At 42.0% G+C, this 13,871-nt stretch carries 17 protein-coding genes; 5 read left to right on the forward strand and 12 right to left on the reverse strand.

What is annotated here, in order from left to right:
- Nucleotides 1-20: 20 nt before the first annotated feature.
- The 3 genes from DKT75_RS21885 to DKT75_RS10295 are packed head-to-tail and all read right to left on the reverse strand — an operon-like array spanning nt 21 to nt 2,447.
- Complete coding sequence (locus DKT75_RS21885; protein WP_170310669.1) at nt 21-173, reverse strand: DUF5989 family protein; 153 nt, start codon at nt 171-173, stop codon at nt 21-23.
- Nucleotides 173-598 carry an SxtJ family membrane protein gene (locus tag DKT75_RS10290; RefSeq protein ID WP_109823336.1) on the reverse strand — a complete coding sequence of 142 codons (426 nt, stop codon included), beginning with the start codon at nt 596-598 and terminating at the stop codon, nt 173-175. The genes DKT75_RS21885 and DKT75_RS10290 overlap by 1 nt, the downstream gene beginning before the upstream one ends.
- Nucleotides 599-602: 4 nt before the next feature.
- Nucleotides 603-2,447, reverse strand: coding sequence for a carbamoyltransferase family protein (locus DKT75_RS10295; protein WP_109823337.1), 1,845 nt, complete (start codon nt 2,445-2,447; stop codon nt 603-605).
- A gap of 254 nt (nt 2,448-2,701) precedes the next feature.
- Between DKT75_RS10295 and DKT75_RS10300 the strand changes: the two genes are divergently transcribed.
- Nucleotides 2,702-3,169 carry a hypothetical protein gene (locus DKT75_RS10300; protein ID WP_109823338.1) on the forward strand — a complete coding sequence of 156 codons (468 nt, stop codon included), beginning with the start codon at nt 2,702-2,704 and terminating at the stop codon, nt 3,167-3,169.
- A gap of 61 nt (nt 3,170-3,230) precedes the next feature.
- On the opposite strand, the gene rpmA is transcribed toward DKT75_RS10300, so the two are convergent.
- Together rpmA and rplU are read right to left on the reverse strand one after the other, a co-directional pair.
- Nucleotides 3,231-3,491, reverse strand: a complete 261-nt coding sequence (rpmA, locus tag DKT75_RS10305) for a 50S ribosomal protein L27 (protein WP_109823339.1) — start codon at nt 3,489-3,491, stop codon at nt 3,231-3,233.
- Between the two features lie 38 nt (nt 3,492-3,529).
- A complete protein-coding gene (gene rplU / locus DKT75_RS10310) occupies nt 3,530-3,841 on the reverse strand; it encodes a 50S ribosomal protein L21 (RefSeq protein ID WP_109823340.1) in 312 nt (103 codons plus the stop codon).
- Nucleotides 3,842-4,022: 181 nt separating this feature from the next.
- Between rplU and ispB the strand changes: the two genes are divergently transcribed.
- The 4 genes from ispB to DKT75_RS10330 all read left to right on the forward strand — a co-directional run bounded on the left by ispB (nt 4,023) and on the right by DKT75_RS10330 (nt 7,062).
- Complete coding sequence (gene ispB, locus DKT75_RS10315; RefSeq protein ID WP_109823341.1) at nt 4,023-4,991, forward strand: octaprenyl diphosphate synthase; 969 nt, start codon at nt 4,023-4,025, stop codon at nt 4,989-4,991.
- Between the two features lie 121 nt (nt 4,992-5,112).
- Nucleotides 5,113-5,496 (forward strand): hypothetical protein, encoded by a 384-nt coding sequence (locus DKT75_RS10320; protein ID WP_109823342.1) that lies wholly within the window; start codon nt 5,113-5,115, stop codon nt 5,494-5,496.
- A 52-nt stretch (nt 5,497-5,548) separates the two neighbouring features.
- Nucleotides 5,549-6,442, forward strand: a complete 894-nt coding sequence (locus DKT75_RS22010) for a T6SS effector amidase Tae4 family protein (protein ID WP_211665345.1) — start codon at nt 5,549-5,551, stop codon at nt 6,440-6,442.
- Nucleotides 6,442-7,062 carry a hypothetical protein gene (locus DKT75_RS10330; RefSeq protein WP_109823343.1) on the forward strand — a complete coding sequence of 207 codons (621 nt, stop codon included), beginning with the start codon at nt 6,442-6,444 and terminating at the stop codon, nt 7,060-7,062. The genes DKT75_RS22010 and DKT75_RS10330 overlap by 1 nt, the downstream gene beginning before the upstream one ends.
- Here the strand turns inward: DKT75_RS10330 and DKT75_RS10335 are convergent.
- The 7 genes from DKT75_RS10335 to gshB all read right to left on the reverse strand — a co-directional run bounded on the left by DKT75_RS10335 (nt 7,059) and on the right by gshB (nt 13,603).
- The gene (locus tag DKT75_RS10335; protein WP_109823344.1) at nt 7,059-7,667 is read right to left on the reverse strand and encodes a DUF4360 domain-containing protein; all 609 of its coding nucleotides are present in this window, start codon (nt 7,665-7,667) and stop codon (nt 7,059-7,061) included. The two genes, DKT75_RS10330 and DKT75_RS10335, sit on opposite strands and share 4 nt — an antisense overlap.
- Nucleotides 7,668-7,720: 53 nt before the next feature.
- A complete protein-coding gene (locus DKT75_RS10340; RefSeq protein ID WP_109823345.1) occupies nt 7,721-8,035 on the reverse strand; it encodes a hypothetical protein in 315 nt (104 codons plus the stop codon).
- Nucleotides 8,036-8,320: 285 nt separating this feature from the next.
- The gene (locus tag DKT75_RS10345) at nt 8,321-8,992 is read right to left on the reverse strand and encodes a DUF4360 domain-containing protein (protein ID WP_109823346.1); all 672 of its coding nucleotides are present in this window, start codon (nt 8,990-8,992) and stop codon (nt 8,321-8,323) included.
- A gap of 180 nt (nt 8,993-9,172) precedes the next feature.
- On the reverse strand, nt 9,173-11,524 hold the full coding sequence (locus tag DKT75_RS10350) for a serine/threonine-protein kinase (RefSeq protein ID WP_109823347.1): 2,352 nt from the start codon (nt 11,522-11,524) through the stop codon (nt 9,173-9,175).
- Nucleotides 11,497-12,024 (reverse strand): ECF-type sigma factor, encoded by a 528-nt coding sequence (locus tag DKT75_RS10355; RefSeq protein ID WP_109823348.1) that lies wholly within the window; start codon nt 12,022-12,024, stop codon nt 11,497-11,499. Before DKT75_RS10355 ends, DKT75_RS10350 begins: the two co-directional genes overlap by 28 nt.
- Before the next feature lie 194 nt (nt 12,025-12,218).
- Nucleotides 12,219-12,641, reverse strand: coding sequence for an OsmC family protein (locus DKT75_RS10360; RefSeq protein WP_109823349.1), 423 nt, complete (start codon nt 12,639-12,641; stop codon nt 12,219-12,221).
- Nucleotides 12,638-13,603, reverse strand: a complete 966-nt coding sequence (gshB, locus tag DKT75_RS10365; protein WP_109823350.1) for a glutathione synthase — start codon at nt 13,601-13,603, stop codon at nt 12,638-12,640. Before gshB ends, DKT75_RS10360 begins: the two co-directional genes overlap by 4 nt.
- Nucleotides 13,604-13,871 lie beyond the last annotated feature (268 nt).

The following is a 13,871-nucleotide window of genomic DNA, read 5'->3' on the forward strand; positions in this document are numbered from 1 at the left end:
TGCCTATGGTGATTACACTTTTAAAATAAAGTGTAAATAAAGGGTGCTATCGCACTACCTTGCGCAAAGACTAATAAAGCACCCAATAGCACCATCAACAACATGATAGGCGCTAACCAGAACTTCTTTCTCTCACGCATAAATGACCAAAGGTCTGAAATTAAATCCATCATTAGAATGGTTTCTCCAAATGTTCTTTACTACGGACTCTACTGATTACACGGTAGCTCTTTGCATCTTTCAATAACTCGTTACTCAATGGATCCTTGCCTAGAAGGCGAAGTACTAGACCCATTGGTACGATCAAGAAAAAGAACATCAACCCCATAATAAGTCGAGTATTAATCCAGCCCAATACGCCACTAAGCTTTAGCCAGATGCGATTAACAGGGGTTAATAGCGTTGATTTTAGTAGTGCTACGACAGCAAATACAAAAGCAGCGATGAACGGCCAATATGGCGTTGTAAAACTAAATAACCATGGAAATACTATTCCAAACATAAGGATTAGCATGCCGGCCATAATTAGACCAAATTCACGTAGCGCCTTAGGCGTTTCAGCTGCGACAGTATCCATTTTATTTGACATTGTTTGCATAGGATTAATCCAACTCAAATTCTTGCTGCCAATCTGCTGACTCTTTCCAGTTAGGCTGCTGTGTTTTATCAATTAGGACGTTTTCTAATACCAAAAAGTCCATTTCCGTTCTCATAAAGCAACGGTATGCATCTTCAGGCGTATTAACGATTGGCTCACCACGGACATTAAACGACGTATTGACCAACAAAGGACACTCCGTTTTTTCCTCAAAAGCATTTAATAACTTATAAAAACGAGGATTAGTTTCAGGGTGTACTGTTTGTAAACGCGCAGAATAATCAACGTGAGTCACCGCTGGAATTTCTGAACGAGGTACTTTTAACTTATCAATACCAAATAAGTCGTTATCAGCATCCGACATAAGTTTGCGTTTTTCTTCCAAAACGGGTGCAACGATCAACATGTAAGGACTCGGCCCTTCATGCTGGAACCACTCAGAGACTTTGTCATGCTTAATAATCGGTGCAAATGGACGAAATGATTCTCGGTATTTAATCTTTAAATTCATGACCGATTGCATTTTTTGGCTTCGTGCATCACCAATAATAGAGCGACCACCTAAAGCACGTGGGCCAAACTCCATACGTCCAGCAAACCAACCTATCACCTTTTCCTGCTCAAGCTGCTTTGCAACCTCAGGGTATAAGTCACCTTCATCCATCTCTTGATAACTTGCACCAACAGAGTCTAAGTAACTTTTAATTTCATCAGCAGAGAAAGACGGCCCAAGGTAAGCGCCTTTCATTGAGTCACCCGATAAAGGTGTGCGTGGTTTTTCTTGATACTCATAATAGGCAGACAAAGCCGCACCTACCGCACCACCTGCATCGCCTGAAGCAGGTTGAATCCAAATATTATCAAAGGGACCTTCACGCAATAACCGCCCATTCGATACACAGTTAAGCGCTACACCACCGGCTAAACAGAGATTCTTTTGCCCTGTTTCCTTATGTACTGTCCTTGCTAAGCGCAACACCACTTCTTCGGTGACAACTTGAATAGAGCGGGCAATATCCATTTCACGCTGAGTTAACTCTGCTTCTGGCTCTCGAGCAGGCGCACCAAACAAGTCTGCAAAACGACGGTTTGTCATCGTCAAACCTGTCGCATAATTAAAATACTTCATGTTTAAACGAAATGTACCATCCTCTTTTAGATCCATCAGGTTATCTAAAATAAGGTCTACATACTTAGGCTCACCGTAGGGTGCTAGACCCATAAGCTTGTACTCACCAGAGTTAACTCTAAAACCAGTGTAATAAGTGAATGCTGAGTATAAAAGCCCTAAGGAATGTGGAAAATCAATCTCCCACTGCGGTGTCAGGATATTCCCTTCACCTAACCAAACCGAGGTTGTTGCCCATTCGCCAACACCATCCAAGCACATAACAGCAGCGTTTTCATAAGGGCTTGGAAAAAAAGCAGAGGCAGCATGTGACTGGTGGTGCTCCGTAAACAACAATTGAGGCAAATCGTCTTCTTTCACACCCGACATCATCTCTAATGAACGCTTTAACTGCTTTTTAAGGAATAATTTTTCTTTAATCCAAACAGGTATCGCCATAAGAAACGAACGAAAGCCGCTAGGTGCGTACGATAAGTAAGTCTCTAACAGTCGCTCAAATTTTAATAAGGGCTTGTCATAGAAAACGATGCACTGAAGATCACTCATTTCAATACCTGCTTCTTTAAGGCAATAGGCTATCGCATTTTCAGGAAAGTCAGGATCGTGTTTTTTTCGACTGAAGCGCTCTTCTTGAGCGGCAGCAACTAGCTCTCCATCCTTGATCAGTGCTGCGGCACTGTCATGAAAAAAAGCAGAAATTCCTAAGATATATTGCGGCATACAGGGCTACTCTCTATCACTCGCGATTTTTAATTTATGGTATAAGTAAACGGTGTGTTTTACTCTGGTGCAACTACCAAATATCTATCGTCAGTATTGTTCCAGAGTCACTAACATGGCAGTTACTATCGATTAACGAGAGCGAACTATAGACAAAAGGATAATTCCTTCTGACTGCTTGTTTTTTTATACTATCAAACAAGCAAAGATTATAATTACATGAGGAGGCAGCGAGTAAAGTCGCTCACATTAATTTGAAAAAGATACTTCAAAACAAGCAAAAGTTTATTGCGATCATCATGGCACCCTTTTTAGCAATTGGTGGCTATGGGTTAGCAGATTTGTACATGACCAATAAAGAAGATATTAAGTACTACGAGCTAGTACCAAAAGGCAGTTGTAAACCCGTACAAAAGGCCTGCGAAATAGAAGGAAGAGGTTTAACCTTACAAGTAACGTTTGGATCAACACCTGAAAGTGGCCAGCTATTGCCAATTACAGTGACATCAAAAGATAGACTTGATGATGTTGCACTTTCAGTTTTAAGTAACGGCACAGAAAGTGACGCTGTCGGCGCTTCTCATAACGAACTGCGTACTGTGTGGAATACCGCACCACGACTAAAGACGATTGGTGACTCTCAGTCATTAGTACTAAGACTTGCCATTTCTGAGCAAGGCAAAATGCATCTTGCAGAAGTTCCACTGGATGTCAGTCAGTAAATAGCAGACATAAAAAAAGCCCCATACTAGATGGGGCTTTTCACAATAACGTCAGAGCAATTTAAGCAGAAGCTTGAATACTAACGTATTTGCGATTTAGTGGACCTTTTACTTCAAAAACAACAACGCCGTCTGCTTTTGCGAATAAAGTATGGTCTTTACCACAGCCTACATCAGTACCAGGATGGAAACGAGTTCCACGCTGACGAACGATGATGCTACCAGCAGTCACAAGTTGACCACCAAAACGCTTTACACCTAGACGCTTCGATACCGAATCACGTCCGTTACGAGTACTACCCGCCGCTTTCTTATGAGCCATTAGAAAATCCTCTAATAGTAAAGTATTAAAAAAATACTTTAAGCAGAGATCCCAGTGATCTCAACTTTTGTTAAATATTGACGATGACCAGTTCTTTTCTGGTGATGCTTGCGTCGCTTGAATTTGATTATTTCAATCTTCTTGCCACGACCTTGCTTCGTTACTGTTGCAGTGACTTTGCCACCTTCAACATAAGGAGCTCCGATCTGAACAGCGTCATCATTGCTAACCATAAGGACTGTGTCAAAATCGACGCTTGCGCCTTCTTCAACGTCCAACTTCTCAATATCAAGCACATCACCCTGTGATACGCGATATTGTTTTCCACCAGTAGTAAAGATGGCGTACATAATCTTGCTCCTATAACTAAGCAAATAGAGTCTATCGAGAAACCGCGGGAGTATACTTTCTTCATAGCCCCACGTCAAATTAGATATTAGTTTTTATTACATTGAATGCATGCTTGACAGTCTAATGGCATCTACCTAGCATTCCCACTTTAATCTGCGACAGTTGAGCAAAATCAGGCTTATGGAATTTAAGGAAATTCAGGCATTAATCGCCGACGATATGGGCGCGGTTAATCACCTAATCCAACAACGCCTACAGTCCGATGTTGTACTAATCAATCAGCTTAGTCACTATATTATAGGTAATGGAGGCAAACGCCTTCGACCGATGCTTGCCCTATTGAGTGCTCGAGCTTGTGGATATAAAGGTCAACTTTGTGTTGATATCGCCGCAATAGTTGAATTTATTCATACAGCCACCCTACTACATGATGATGTTGTCGATGAGTCAGACATGCGTCGTGGCAAAGAGACTGCAAACAACATCTGGGGAAACCAAGCCGCTGTTCTAGTAGGCGACTTTCTCTATTCTCGCTCGTTTGAGATGATGGTTGATGTAGGCGAAATGCGCATTATGCAAATTTTAGCGGGAGCTACTAACGTCATTGCAGAGGGTGAAGTACTGCAATTACTAAATTGTAATGATGCAGACACCACCGAAGAACGCTATCTCGAAGTAATTTATTCTAAAACTGCTAAATTATTTGAAGCCGCTTCTCAGCTAGGCGCAATTCTGGCGAAACAACCTGAAGGTGTTGAAAAGGCCATGTCTGATTACGGCATGCACCTAGGGACTGCGTTTCAGTTGATAGACGACATTATGGATTACAGTGCTTCAGCTGCTGAGATGGGTAAAAATGTGGGTGATGACCTTGCCGAAGGAAAGCCAACACTTCCTCTAATCATTGCATTACAACGCTCTGAAGGCGATGACGCTAAAATGATACGTGATGCCATAGAGAATGGTGGTCTCGATAACATAGACCCTGTCATGGCCATCATAGAGAAAACCAAAGCGTTAGATTATGCGTACGGTGTCGCGAAAAAAGAAACTGACTTGGCGGTTGCTGCTCTTACTCATTTACCAGATAGCCCAGAAAAAACAGCACTGACTGAACTAGCGTGGTTCTCTATTCAACGTAAGCACTAACGAAAACATTTAGTTTAATCAAAGCTTTATTAAGGCTGGTTTTTATCCTATATACTAAGTGCTAATATTGAGCGTTAGACAATAGCTCAAAATAACAAGGATCTGTTTAGGAGATTTATCTATGTTTGGAAAGTTTGGCGGAATCGTCATTATCGCACTATCAGTCGTTATCGTTGCTGGATTAATTCTTCGCTCTGTACCTGAACACCCTGCTGCACTTAGCTTGGGCATCACTGACAACAACGGCGCAACTCAAGAACCGACAACTGAAGATGTTGCTGCAACTACGGAAGCTGCCGCTGAAACAGTCAAAGAAGGTGCCGAAGAAACAACAAAAGTAGCAAGTGAGACACTAGAAGCAGCAAAAGACGTTGTGGCTGACAAAGCTGAAGAGATGAAATCAAAAACAGTTGAAGCAATAAAAGAAACTGTGACTGATACAGTAGAGAGCGCCGATGAAGTTGTTGGTGTTATCAAAGAGACTGTAGAAACTAAGTCAGAGTAATACCCGTTCAGATCAATAAGAACGTTTAATAAAAACACACGGAGAGTGAATAATGTCGTTCAGTGAATTTATGCAGTGGTTACGTAATTTTTTAAGTCGTGATACGCAAGCAACACCGCCAACGACATCACCTCCGGCTACCCCCTCGACACCAACACCCCCTCCAGTCATACCGCCGGTAACAGAAACACCAGCACCCGTTCCAACACCTACTCCTCCAAGATCCCCTGTACCCACTAAATTAAAAGCTATTCGTACAACTAACGATAAAGTGACTTTGGGTAAAGATATCGAGTTTCAGCTCATTACAGAGCCTACCGGCCAGTATGAAAACTGTAAACTTGATCTAAGTGATACGACTGGAAGCCAGTTAATTAGTGACATCAACCCTACATCAGGGGAGTTCACTGTTCGCTTCAACAAAGCCTCAAAATCAGCAAACGATATACAGAACGTTGTAGTTACACACCCTGAGGGCGATCTATCTAAAGCAATCACAGTGTCACAAATGAAACTGTTTTGGCATAACCACCCTGGTAGAGAAAATGTCTGCGATGACACACTTTTTGCTAACCAGTGTGCGATCCGCATGAGTACAGCACTGGAACTTTCAGGCGTTATTATTCCAGTAGACCGTCGCATCCTGAGACGCTGCACAACCGAATACCGCGCCTTTTCAGACCACAACCATGGACTCGTAAAAGGACACGTACTTGCAGCTCAAGAGCTTGCTAACTGGATTAAGTCAGAGCCTTCTACATTCGGCTCTCGCGAAGTTGTTCATAGTAAAGAAGAAATTCTAGGCCGCAGTGGCGTCATCTTCTTTAGGGACGGCTGGGGAACGACAGACCATATCGATGTATGGGATGGCGAGTCACTTGTTGGTGGCTTCCCTTCTTACTTTGAGACTGAGTTCAAAGAGCTTTGGTTTTGGGATCTATATTAATGCCAGTCGCCAAAGAAGCAGTGACTTTTTTGTTCGGCATCGCCTTAATAAGCACTAGTAGTTATACCTTTGCCGATAGCATGCCGCTCAACAATCATTCGCAAAATATTGATGGCTACTCTCTGACACTAAGTAATGATAATAGCGAGTGCGAGTTAATCACTGGTACTGATGACAAAAAGACATCATTAGCATTACCTCTTACTCCACCTTGCTACTGGATTACTAAACCAGAAAGCGAAGAAGCACAGCATTATGCATACGCTTCTGAAGAAATTAGCCATGTGTTTTTGGTCGCAGGTACGGCATTGGAGTGGAGTGATGAAAAGAAAGAATATAACAAACTCCCCATTGATGCTTATTGCAGTCAGTACCTACAAGGTATAACGATACAAAGTGGCGAAGTGATCATCAGTGGTGAAAAAATGGATGCTCCAAATTGTATTGGGCAAGATATAGATGAGAAAGTCTTTAATGGCGTAGCATTAGGGAAAGCTACCGAAGAAACAGCCGAGATTGACAAACTAAAGCCAGAAAACAAAGAAGGCCTTTTTGACTCAATCAAAAAGACCTTCAAGCAATTGTTTAGCTCAGAAGAAGAAACACCTCAAAGCAATTAGCAGGGCGTGTAATCAAGGATAAACTTCCAACCACGCTCCCCGCGGTAATCCTTTGACATCAAGCGGTCGAATGAATCTATGCCAATCGATGACTCTATTTTTGCTTTACTCACCAACTCTAGCATCGAATCCACTTCTAGCTTTATCATCTCCCCACATTCGCTCCATGTGGTATTAAATGGCTCACGTCTGTTAATCACCTGAAAAGACTTCCCCTTCCAATTATTCACAACTCGCTTAGTGTTATTGCCAAATCGATAGTTTCGTTCAATACGCGCATGAGCATTCAGCGGCAAATTCACAAAACCACGAAAGCGCACCTGCCTTAATCTCACTCGCTTATTTTTAGGCACATGAATATGCATTGCCAACCTACATCGACGAACTAGCTGACCAGGTTTAACGCTAAAAGCAGCAAAGTAATCATCAAAAACCGAGTTAATAGCACCCTTGTTTGGTGTCATACTGACCGACACAGATCCCTTAGGACAACCATTACCCACATACTTGATATCGGTTAGTTTCACATGAGGCTGCATAGCACTCACCCCGACTGATGTAAGTAAGCAGCCTATGGCTGCTGTTGTTATAAATAGATACTTCAAGGATCCCCTCTCCTTAATCACAAATGGCTGCACTCAAAGTGAGTGTTTAATATTTAGTCATATTTTTTTCTAAAAAGGTTCAGATCTGACTTTTTAAGTTTTATTTTTAAAGCTTTCGCTTCTTGAGGCGTAATATTCTGATCCTTACTGTACTGAAGATAAAGCTTTCGAATTTCTGCTAACTCTTTCTTCAAAGAAGTTTGCTCAGAGTGATTTATTTGACCCGCTTTTCTAGCACCGTCAACGGCACTACCTAACTTCGCAATTTCCTTCTGATAATCAATGCCTGCTGATTTAGCAACTGCTGATCCTGACACTATTATCATCGCAGCCACTAACAAGTTTTTTACCAATTTATTCACATTCATATTAGCCATCCTATGCCTTTTGCAACTTTCATTTGAACCATGGAAGTGGTTCTAACGTCGAGCTGATGATTGTTTAATGATGCCTTCACACCACTAGGTTAAGATTTGACAGTTTTTTTGCCAAACCAATAGCTACTGAAGCTTCTACTTCGTGTACCGCTGAAGATCCTTCTTCTTGGTACAGTGAGTCGTCTTTACCAGTGCTACTATAATGTAATGCGAAATTAGGATTTAAAAAGGCTCATAAAATATCGAATAAATAACTTATTCGATTCATGAAGAACCCTAATCGCAAACCACGTAGTCTAAATAATAATCAAACTGCGCTGAGCTTTTGAAATCAAGTGAGTCAACTGCAATAAAAGCTGTTTCGCCATCATGGGGGACTGAGGCATACAGCGATGTTTTACTACGGAATATCACATCCTGACCACATTCAGACAAAGAACCACCATAAGCACCTAAGCGATCAGGTAGTTCTACCTCTAAATTTTCTAACTTTCCAGACCAACTATCTTGAAACGTTTCACTCTTACCACCTGAGAAAAAGTACTGTCGGGTAAACTCTGCAAGTGAGCCTTCTGTAAGGTCTACGGCCAAGCGATAGTCCGCATCCATCAAAATAGCTCTATACCCTTCTGGAATATCCAACGATATTGCGATATCACATTTGGAACGATTGACTAAACCAGAGCCATCACCGGCATCCACAATATAATCATCAAGTAATACTGAAATACTTTTTTTATCCGGTGAAACAATCATGTCACCAGAACCTGCTGGGCAACCAGAGCCTGAAAAAGTCGCACCATTAATTGAGACATCCGAAAAAGGGAGGTCATCATAAGTAAGATCGGTAAACAACAAATCTTCAATTTCAATATCAACTGAAACCGTGGCGCTACCATTACAGGCAGCTAAAAAAGCACTCGTTAACAACAGGGGAATGTATTTCATTTTTGAACCTCAATCTTTAGTATAATTTTTATTACGTAACGTCATTGTTACTAATCTCGCTTAACCACTTTGCTACAAATACAGCAAAAGTAGCGGCGGCTTCTTATACTTTCATTGACACCAACACGCATCAAAGGTTCTAAACCTGAGCAGTCAAACCCTACACTCACTAGTAATTTCCTAGTCACTTTCAATAGAAACAGCACGTAACGGAAACACTATTAACTCTGGGTTTTCACAATCTAACTGTTGCTCTAATGTTAATTTCTCATTTGATAAACGTCGGTTACGGTCTTCCAGGCGTCTTGCACTAGGGTGTTTTTCTAATAACTCTTCACCCCTGAGTAACACCTTATCTCTCAATGACTGAGCGGTCACAGCATCGCCTTGAGATAGCGCAATACAGGCCTGCATACTCTCAACCCGATTCACTAATGAAATCATACGTGTATCGGATGACTCTTCTCTCAAGCGCACCCGCTGATATTCTCGAAGTGCTGCCGCTAAGTTATTTGATTTTAAGGCGATATAACCACGTTGCTCACGATAAAAAGCTCTCAAGAAACTTATTTCTTTCAACGCTTCTTTTGTAGATCTATCAAGCCTTTCTTTCCTTTCAATCTCTTTGCCTAATGCTGACTCACTCAAACCTTCTAAGTACTTCTCTTCATCCTCTTTACTCCTTTTAGGTGGCATAGGAATAGCAGACACTCGAGTAATCAGCTCAAAAGCTTTATCTAGAAAGACTTCGGCTCCGGCAAAGTTTTTTGCCAATAAATTAGCTTGGGAAAAATACAACAAGTCTTGCGTGTAATCGATAACATAACTACGCCCTTTTGAATCAAAAGGAATCGCTTCAAAATCTTGTTCAAGCTGGCGAATCTTCTCAAGACCACGAGGCCGAGAACTGGTATATGTTTCAATCTCTGCAACCAGTCGCTTCGCACGCAACAGATGAACATCGACTAAAGCTCGATTAATTGAGTCATCCACTGACTCACCTATTACACCTTCAATCCCACTTTCCTGCATGTAAGACTTAATTTGACCCAGTTGCTCAATCGCACCACCTAAATAACCGAGCGCATCAATATTAAATTCGCGACTAAGGTAGAGTGGATGGCCTTCTAACTGAGCAAGGCGCACATAACCATCTGACAGAACGAAAGCAGCGGGTATATTGTTCGGCGCCGCCTCAACTGTTTTAGTAATATTTTTAATCGCCAAACCCGTTAGCTCAGCCTGAATATCAATAGAAGGTTGAGTACGACTCAGTACTTCCGCCAGATCTGTGCTTACTTGCTTTGCTGCAGCGGCTGCATCGGCATTAAACTCAAAGGCTTTATGCTCACTCCAGTAATAAGACCCGGCGCCAGCAAATAGGGCAAAAGCCAATAAAGAAGCCCAGAAATTTCTATTTCTACTGAGGTTTTTTGTAACGGTGTATAGTTGCCAATTTTTTCCCCCACTGACCGCTTCAACAGGTCGTTCATGTAACCAGTTCTGTAAATCAGCAGCTAACAGTTGCGCGCTTTGATATCGATCACTTGGCGCTTCTGAGGTCGCTTTCTTAATAATCATCCGCAACTCACGCGAATCTATTAACGCTAGCAGCTGTTCAATATTAGTTTGTTTGTAACGCTTCTTAACCAGTAACTCTGTTGCAATTCTCGGTAATGCACCTCCGATCAGTAACTGTCCGAGAATAATACCTAGACTATAAACATCATCAGTAACATGGGGAGGTAAGTGTTCTTGTCGTTGAGGACTCGCGTATTCAGGTGTCAGTGCTTGCGACTGAACCTCGTCTTTTTGGCGGTCTTGCGTTCTGATCAATGACTGAGAGATACCGAAATCAAGCAACTTCAAAATACCATTTTCAGTTACTAATATGTTGGCAGGCTTTAAGTCACAGTGAATAACACCCTGTTGATGTGCTTGGTTCGTCACCTCACACAGCGTGCAAAACAGCTCAATAATGCCTCGTTTATCCAAACCTTTAGCGATGTTATAAAGGTCTATTGCCTTTCCTTCAACAAGCTCCATTACTAGGTAGGGAAAACCCTCTTCCAACGTCCCACCATCAAGTAATGTCACAATATTAGGGTGCTCAAGATTCGCTAGTGTTTGACGCTCTCGACGAAACAGATCGGCTTCAACATTACCTAGCTCAACCACTTTGACGGCGACTCGTTGCTGATATTCACCGTCTACACGGTCTGCGGAATAGACACGCCCCATCCCACCTTTTGCAATCTCTTCGACAACTTGGTAACTACCCAAACGACGCCCAGACAAATCCGGACAGGCAGCAATACCAGTCAGATCGGGTGACTCTGAAAGAAAATCTTCTGAAGAGACGTGAGCCTCTAATAGAGTTTGAACTTCCGTGTATATCTCATCTCGCCCTTCACACTTTGCTTGAAGCCAAGTGTCACGCTGATTGAGGGGTAGATCCAGCGCGTCGAAGAATAAATCTTCAATTTCAGCGAAATAACCAGGTTTTACTGGTTCATTTCCTTGTACAGCCATGCCTTAGCCATAGTCCATTTGCGCTTTACGGTTGATAGGGATATCTCAAGAACATCGGAAATTTCTTCATTACTCATACCAGAAAAGAATCGCAATTCAACGACTTTTACTTGTACAGGATCCAATGTTTCTAAGCGTATTAGTAACTCATCCAATAACAGAACATCCATGTCTGTTTCAGCTTGGAAGTCATCAATACCTTCTATTAAAGTGACTGGTACTTGTCCGCCACCTCGCTTTGCTGCGTTTTTAGTTCTCGCATGAGAGACCAATATTTGTCTTACACAGTTTCCACATACTGCTAAAAAGTGCTGCTTATCATTAAAAATCATACCCTCTTCAGAGCTCATCTTTAAGTAAGCTTCGTTCACCAATGCTGTTGGGCATAACGTATGATTCGAACGCTCTCGCGACATCTGTATTGCTGCTAACCGCTTAATCTCGGGATACAGCGTTTCCAGCAGCTTTGAGTGATGTTCAGATTGAGCAAATAAATCCATATCGGTCTGTTTCCTTGAAAGCCTTCAAATTGGGTATTAGAGACTCTTCAAAAATTTTTAACACAAAAGATGACACAAGCCTCAAACATAGCAACTCCATTAAGAAAGCTCCAATTAAAAGCGTCTGACGCTCAAAAAACGTTCTAAATAAAATTAAATATTGGACAACTTGATTAAACTACAAACAAATAATTCTATTCTCCAGCTTTTTTAATAGTGTAACCATGTGTAATCTCAGCCGCTTTCTCTAACATTTTAGAGGCCGAACAATATTTTTCTGCAGAAAGGCTCACCGCTCGCGAGACACGCGCCTCTGATAGATCACTCCCTTCTACGGTAAATTGAAGATGTATTTTGGTGAATACTTTAGGCACTGTGTCTGATCGTTCTGCACTGACTTCAACCTGACAGTCAGTTATGTTTTGACGTGCTTTTTGCAAGATCAAAACAACGTCAAATGACGCACAGCCTCCAAGGCCAAGCAATAACATCTCCATTGGACGAATACCAAGGTCGCGCCCACCTACTTCAGGTGAACCATCCATGACAACGGAGTGACCACTGCCTGACTCGCCAACAAAACTCATATGGTCTAACCATTTAACACGTGCTCTCATACTACATTCTCCAATTTCTTCTCTACCACATCCATTAACATACCCGCGATATTGGCCGAGTAAATTGTATCCAACTCACGTATACAGGTCGGACTAGTGACATTAATTTCTGTCATATAGTCACCTATAACGTCTAAACCAACGAAGCTTAGCCCCATCTCTTTAAGTGTTGGACCAACAGCAGCACAAATTTCTCTATCTCTTTCTGTGAGCGCTACACCCTTAGAGGTCGCACCTGCCGCCAAGTTCCCTCGGCTCTCACCTTCTGCAGGTATTCTAGCCAGAGCATAGTCAAAGGGTACGCCGTCGACCAACAAAATTCTTTTATCACCCTGTTTAAATTCAGGTAAAAAGCGTTGGGCCATTGCCGTCACAGTCCCTTGATGAGTAATGGTTTCGAGTATCACGCTACGGTTTTGATCACCTTCACGTATCTGGAAAATCATTGAACCACCCATCCCATCCAGCGGCTTCACAACAATATGCTTATGTTTCTCATGGAACGCTTTAATTAGCCCCATATCACGACTAACCAATGTTTCAGGTGCAAAGTCAGGAAACCAAGTAGTGAATAGCTTTTCATTGCAACTGCGAATACTAGAAGGCTTATTTAAGACCAAGCATCCCTGCTTCTCTGCTAGCTCTAGTAAGTAAGTACTATAAATGTACTCCATATCAAAAGGAGGATCTTTACGCATTATTACGCAATCTAGGTCACCCATCTTTTGAGTGTGTGCTTCGATGTAATCAAACCAATGATCATTATTGTCGTGTAGCGTTACTGTTTGGCTACGGCAAAAAACATCACCACCCTCAACGTACATATCTGACTGCTGTATATAATGAACATCCCAACCGCGACGTTGAGCTTCTAGCATCATGGCAAATGAGCTATCTTTGTAAGGCTTGATTGATTCGATGGGATCCATCACAAACCCAATACTGATCGACTGACTAGACATAGACGACGTCCGGTTTCATTAGAGAATGGGGGATTGTAGTCGCTATGCAGGCAAAAAAAAAGCGAACCAAAGGTCCGCTGAAAGTTGCGAGGGAGATGATGTATTCATTCGACTGATGTAATCCAATGAATAAAACTGTACTATTCGGTGATTTGGGATATTAGTGATTCGACCTATTATCCTTCCGAATGTACCCATTGAGTGGGAGCAGTTAATTATTCGGTTCAAAAATATGTTAAATTAATTTCTTTTCTGTCGTGAAAGAGTC

It is taken from the genome of Leucothrix arctica (genome assembly GCF_003172895.1).
Lineage (GTDB): Bacteria > Pseudomonadota > Gammaproteobacteria > Thiotrichales > Thiotrichaceae > Leucothrix > Leucothrix arctica.

Bases quoted from the DNA above. Each gene is read 5' to 3' on its own strand.
- DKT75_RS10320 (WP_109823342.1), top strand. From the start codon at position 5,113: ATGTTTGGAAAGTTTGGCGGAATCGTCATTATCGCACTATCAGTCGTT.
- DKT75_RS10295 (WP_109823337.1), bottom strand. From the start codon at position 2,447: ATGCCGCAATATATCTTAGGAATTTCTGCTTTTTTTCATGACAGTGCC.
- DKT75_RS10355 (WP_109823348.1), bottom strand. From the start codon at position 12,024: ATGGATTTATTTGCTCAATCTGAACATCACTCAAAGCTGCTGGAAACG.
- DKT75_RS21885 (WP_170310669.1), bottom strand. From the start codon at position 173: ATGATGGATTTAATTTCAGACCTTTGGTCATTTATGCGTGAGAGAAAG.
- rplU (WP_109823340.1), bottom strand. From the start codon at position 3,841: ATGTACGCCATCTTTACTACTGGTGGAAAACAATATCGCGTATCACAG.
- DKT75_RS10350 (WP_109823347.1), bottom strand. From the start codon at position 11,524: ATGGCTGTACAAGGAAATGAACCAGTAAAACCTGGTTATTTCGCTGAA.
- DKT75_RS10340 (WP_109823345.1), bottom strand. From the start codon at position 8,035: ATGAATGTGAATAAATTGGTAAAAAACTTGTTAGTGGCTGCGATGATA.
- DKT75_RS22010 (WP_211665345.1), top strand. From the start codon at position 5,549: ATGTCGTTCAGTGAATTTATGCAGTGGTTACGTAATTTTTTAAGTCGT.
- DKT75_RS10360 (WP_109823349.1), bottom strand. From the start codon at position 12,641: ATGAGAGCACGTGTTAAATGGTTAGACCATATGAGTTTTGTTGGCGAG.
- rpmA (WP_109823339.1), bottom strand. From the start codon at position 3,491: ATGGCTCATAAGAAAGCGGCGGGTAGTACTCGTAACGGACGTGATTCG.
- DKT75_RS10330 (WP_109823343.1), top strand. From the start codon at position 6,442: ATGCCAGTCGCCAAAGAAGCAGTGACTTTTTTGTTCGGCATCGCCTTA.
- DKT75_RS10345 (WP_109823346.1), bottom strand. From the start codon at position 8,992: ATGAAATACATTCCCCTGTTGTTAACGAGTGCTTTTTTAGCTGCCTGT.
- DKT75_RS10290 (WP_109823336.1), bottom strand. From the start codon at position 598: ATGCAAACAATGTCAAATAAAATGGATACTGTCGCAGCTGAAACGCCT.
- gshB (WP_109823350.1), bottom strand. From the start codon at position 13,603: ATGTCTAGTCAGTCGATCAGTATTGGGTTTGTGATGGATCCCATCGAA.
- ispB (WP_109823341.1), top strand. From the start codon at position 4,023: ATGGAATTTAAGGAAATTCAGGCATTAATCGCCGACGATATGGGCGCG.